Raw genomic sequence first — 4,601 nt, 5'->3', positions numbered from 1 at the left:
CAATCCCGCTTTGTTAACCTCGCGATTAATTATTTTCGCCGCAATACCAATATCGCGCAATAATCGTGACAACTCCCCTTTTGCATAGGGAAAATCTGCTTGTTTTTCAATAATGAACTGTCCTAGTGTTTTAAACGCCATGAAAATACTATTTTTAAGTTTCAAGTACCTCTCGCGGAAACCAAACGGCATACCTTCTCTTGTCAGCCATTCTTAAAGATTTCCAACTATAGGAAATGTTGAATTTCACGTCGCAAAACTACGTAAGATAAACTAATTAAAAAACTGATTTTCAGCTTATTGTATTAATTACACAAGTATATAGTATTGATTTACACGGTATTAGATTAGAATAAAAAAATAAAGGAGAAAATGCTAAATCGTTGATGCAATTTCTCCTTTAAAACACTAGGTAATAGTGTGGTCGTTAATTCAGTTTACCCACTACAATTTTTAACAGATTGCTATAATCAAAATATCGATCCGCTATTGCAAGTACGCGATCGCTGTCCATCGAACGAATTACTTCGTTGTAATATTTAAAGTAGTCTAAGCTCATACCATAAAAATAAACTGATTTAAATTTATCAGCATGAGAGAATATAGATTCTACGCTCCCTAAAACGGCACCTAACAGATAATTTTTTACTAATGATACTTCTTCTTCACTCGATCGAATATTGCGTAAATTATTAAATTCAATTTCGATTTCATGCAATGTTGCTTTCGTCACCTCTGCCGCAACTTCTGTAGCAACCGTGAAAAAACCACTGTGTAAGAGACTAGCATTCGTCGAATTAATACCATACGTAAATCCTTTTTCCTCACGAATATTACGCATTAAACGTGACCCGAAATATCCTCCCAACATTGTATTAACAAATTGTACAGCTGGAAAATCCTCATGAGTGCGATTAATGCTTGGTGTGGCCAATCGAATGGCAGATTGGATAGCATCTTTGCGCTCTTCAACAATAAGCTCCGGTCTGAATGTTTCAAATAGTTTAGGAGACGTGACCGAGACACCTAGATTAGAATTTCCCCATCCAGTTTCAAAAAAATTACGAATTTCTGTAAGAATTGCAGGTGTAATATTTCCCGACAAAAACATCGTACAATTACTTGGTCGAATTTGTCGGTTATATAGATTAAGTAAATCATCCCTATTTAGCTCGTCATATTTTGTTTCGTTGGGTGTACTACCGTATCGATTTTCTCCAAACAAGTGGTTATAGAAGAGTCTACGAGCGAGATAATCATTTTTTTGTAGCGAGATCTGCAAACTCTGTTTATTATTTCGTACGAATGTATCCAATTCGGTCTGAGGGAAGATAGAATTTATCAAAATATCGTGCACCAAAGGAAGTAGCCCCGATATATGTTTGTGCAATGAATACAGCGTCAATGAAGACTGGTCAAAACTGTATTCCGGCACAAGGTATGCCCCGCGATATTCCACTTCTTCAGCTATCTGTTTGCTGCTCCGATTTTTGGTTCCTTCTTTCAACATGTGACTTAAACATGTATTCAGGAGAGGGGTTTCCGGTTTATCAAAAATGTTGTGAAAAACAAACTCCGCTTTAATTAAACTCATTTCATCGGCCTGGAACACAAAAATTTTCAAACCGTTTTCACAAGTTATCTCGGTCGGTTCAATCAATGTAAGATTATTTATCGCGTGTTGCGACGGTGCTATTTTTCTATCCAACATTCTCTGTGTTTTTAGCATGGTAAATTAGCGTTGATGAATTCTCTTTTAAAAACAAATATTGAGCGACACGTTTTATGTCTTCAGAGCTAACAGCCTGATAGTTTTCCACTTCCTGATTATATAGATTTGCATCGCCTAAAGCCTCATAAAATGCCAAGTTTGCAGCTTTATCTTGTATTGATAACTCAGAAAATATCATTGTCGATTCAATTTTATTCTTGATTTTCTGCAATTCTTCTAAATGAACAAGTTCCTTAGTCATTTTTATCAACTCGGCCCAAATGAGTTCCTCTGCTTGAGCTACAGTAACATTCGCTGAGGGTTTTCCTTCGACCACAAATAAATTATCGTCAAATGTTCCCATAACAAACGCATTGATTTCACTAAAAAAAGGGTTGTCCTTTACTAAGTTTCTGTATAATCTAGACGAGCTTCCACGAGACAGTATGTCGGAAATCAAATCCATCGCTGGATAATCTGGGTGTAACTTATCGGGACCGTGAAAAGCAATATGAATACTGTCTATTGGAACATCTGCATAGATCTCATCGCGTCTTGCTTCCTTCTGCTTAGGCTCTTTGGGTAAATTTCGAACAATGTCCTCTCCAGCGGGAATGGGGGCAAACCACTTTTCTGCTAGTTTCTTAATAGATTGTAATTCTACATTTCCAGTAATAACCATAATGGCGTTATTCGGAGTATAGAATTTTTTAAAAAAAGCCTTAACATCATCCATCGTTGCTTCTTCAATATGCTTTAGGTCTTTACCAATAGTAGCCCATCGATAGGGATGGACTTTATAGGCTAAGGGACGTAAACGCAACCAAACATCGCCATAAGGCTGCGTCAGATATCGCTGTTTAAACTCCTCGCATACTACATTTCGTTGTACTTCAAGGCTCTGCTCACTAAACGCCAAACTTAACATTCGATCACTTTCAAGCCAAAATGCCGTTTCAATGTTTACAGCTGGCAGTGTAAGGTAATAATTGGTGATATCTGTACTGGTAAAAGCGTTATTCTCGCCACCAACTTCCTGAAGAGGCGTATCAAAAGAAGGGATGTTTACCGATCCCCCAAACATCAAATGTTCAAATAGATGCGCGAATCCTGTTTTTTCCGGAGATTCGTCTCTACTCCCTACCTGGTATAAAATATTAACACACGCCATCGCTGATGTGTGATCTTCATGCACTAATATGCGTAGCCCATTCTCGAGCTTAAATTGCTGATAACTTATCATTAATAATTTTTAAACGAGTAAATTTATTCGGCCCAACGAACGCCCTTTTTCAAAAAAGTCAACGTATCATGTTCCTGTGAATTAGAAATTGGTTGAAAATTATAAGCCCAATTTGCTTGAGCAGGCAGACTCATTAATATTGATTCGATTCTACCATTGGTTTCCAATCCAAAACGAGTGCCCGAATCATAAACCAAGTTAAATTCAACATAGCGTCCCCGACGGAGAAACTGCCACTGTTTTTCTTGCTCTGTAAAAGTTTTATGGCGATTTCTATTTACCAATTCAGAGTAAACCGGAACAAACGAGCGTCCTAAATCGCATGAAAAATCATAAATTTGATCAAGCGTCAGTCCCGTCTTTTCGGGTGTTAACTTGTCATAAAACACACCACCAATTCCCCTTGTCTCATCACGGTGCTTAATAAAAAAATAATCATCCGCCCATTTCTTAAAATCATCATAAAATGAAGGGTGATGTTTATCACAAGCAGCCTTCACTTGTTGATGGAAGAATTTTGCGTCATTTTTGATAACATAATGAGGCGTTAAATCTATACCGCCGCCAAACCAACGAACCTGTTCGTTCAGCTCAAAATACCTTATATTCATATGTATAATGGGAACCCAAGGATTATTCGGATGGATAACAATTGATACACCAGTAGCGAAGAAATTATCTTCTTGAACACCAAAGGCTCGCTTAATAGCTTCGGGAAGTTTACCATGGACGGCTGAAAAATTAACTCCACCTTTTTCAAAAACATTTCCATTTTGTATAATTCGAGTTTTTCCGCCCCCGCCCCCGTCGCGTTTCCATATCTCTTCCTGAAAGGATGATTCACCATCCAGTAGTTCTAGTCCTTTTGTTATTTCGTCTTGGATAGTTTGATAGCCAATCGATATTTCTTCTCTAGTTATTCCCATTTAACTTAATTTTGACAGTAATTTTTTCACTTCAGTTGTCGCGTTCTGCTTTTGATATAAAATCTGATATACCATATTGCAAATAGGCATCTCCAAACTATAACGGTATATAATATTTTGAATACATGCTGAGGCGTAATATCCTTCTGCGACCATATTCATTTCAAGCTGCGCTGATTGCACAGTATATCCTTTACCAATCATGTGACCAAACGTGCGGTTCCTACTGAATTGTGAATAAGCCGTCACCAATAGATCTCCTAAATACGCAGAGGCATTAATATCGCGATCTGCTTCAGGATCGATAGCGGTTAAGCAAATTTCCATTTCACGAATCGCATTCGATATCAATACCGCTAGAAAGTTGTCACCAAACCCTAAACCATGACATATGCCTCCTGCCAAAGCATATATATTTTTTAAAACGGCTCCATACTCAACTCCATAAGTATCGGAGGATATTATTGTATTAATATAGCGATTCGTAACATAACTAGCGATGCTCTCAGCACTCTTACAATTTTTCGAAGCTACAGTTAAATAAGACAATTTCTCGGCAGAAACCTCCTCTGCATGACAAGGGCCTCCCACAACGACGATATTATCTATAGAAATTTCGAAAACTTCTGTAAGGTACTCTCCAACGATCAAATTCTCATCAGGTATAATACCTTTTATCGCCGACACAACGATTTTACCGTCAAAATCTTTTGGCCGAACA

General features: G+C 37.6%; 4 protein-coding genes and 1 pseudogene. All 5 read right to left on the bottom strand.

What is annotated here, in order from left to right; all coding sequences use genetic code 11:
* Positions 1-141, bottom strand: a pseudogene (locus tag HP439_RS19590) (class 1 fructose-bisphosphatase); the annotation flags it as partial.
* Positions 142-427: 286 nt separating this feature from the next.
* Positions 428-1,711 carry a M16 family metallopeptidase gene (locus HP439_RS17885; RefSeq protein WP_172391698.1) on the bottom strand — a complete coding sequence of 428 codons (1,284 nt, stop codon included), beginning with the start codon at positions 1,709-1,711 and terminating at the stop codon, positions 428-430.
* Positions 1,701-2,954 carry a M16 family metallopeptidase gene (locus tag HP439_RS17880; protein WP_172391697.1) on the bottom strand — a complete coding sequence of 418 codons (1,254 nt, stop codon included), beginning with the start codon at positions 2,952-2,954 and terminating at the stop codon, positions 1,701-1,703. Before HP439_RS17880 ends, HP439_RS17885 begins: the two co-directional genes overlap by 11 nt.
* 23 nt (positions 2,955-2,977) lie before the next feature.
* On the bottom strand, positions 2,978-3,880 hold the full coding sequence (gene hemF / locus HP439_RS17875; protein ID WP_172391696.1) for an oxygen-dependent coproporphyrinogen oxidase: 903 nt from the start codon (positions 3,878-3,880) through the stop codon (positions 2,978-2,980).
* Positions 3,881-4,601, bottom strand: a 721-nt coding sequence (locus tag HP439_RS17870) for an NAD(P)H-dependent glycerol-3-phosphate dehydrogenase (protein ID WP_172391695.1), incomplete at its 5' end; no start/stop codon positions are given.

The organism is Sphingobacterium shayense (assembly GCF_013179575.1).
GTDB lineage: Bacteria > Bacteroidota > Bacteroidia > Sphingobacteriales > Sphingobacteriaceae > Sphingobacterium > Sphingobacterium shayense.
The sequence above is the reverse complement of the archived record's forward strand: the minus strand, read 5'-3'. Positions and strand labels throughout refer to the sequence as shown.

Excerpts from the sequence above, each read along its gene's own strand:
- HP439_RS17885 (WP_172391698.1), bottom strand. The coding sequence starts at position 1,711 with ATGTTGGATAGAAAAATAGCACCGTCGCAACACGCGATAAATAATCTT.
- HP439_RS17880 (WP_172391697.1), bottom strand. The coding sequence starts at position 2,954 with ATGATAAGTTATCAGCAATTTAAGCTCGAGAATGGGCTACGCATATTA.
- hemF (WP_172391696.1), bottom strand. The coding sequence starts at position 3,880 with ATGGGAATAACTAGAGAAGAAATATCGATTGGCTATCAAACTATCCAA.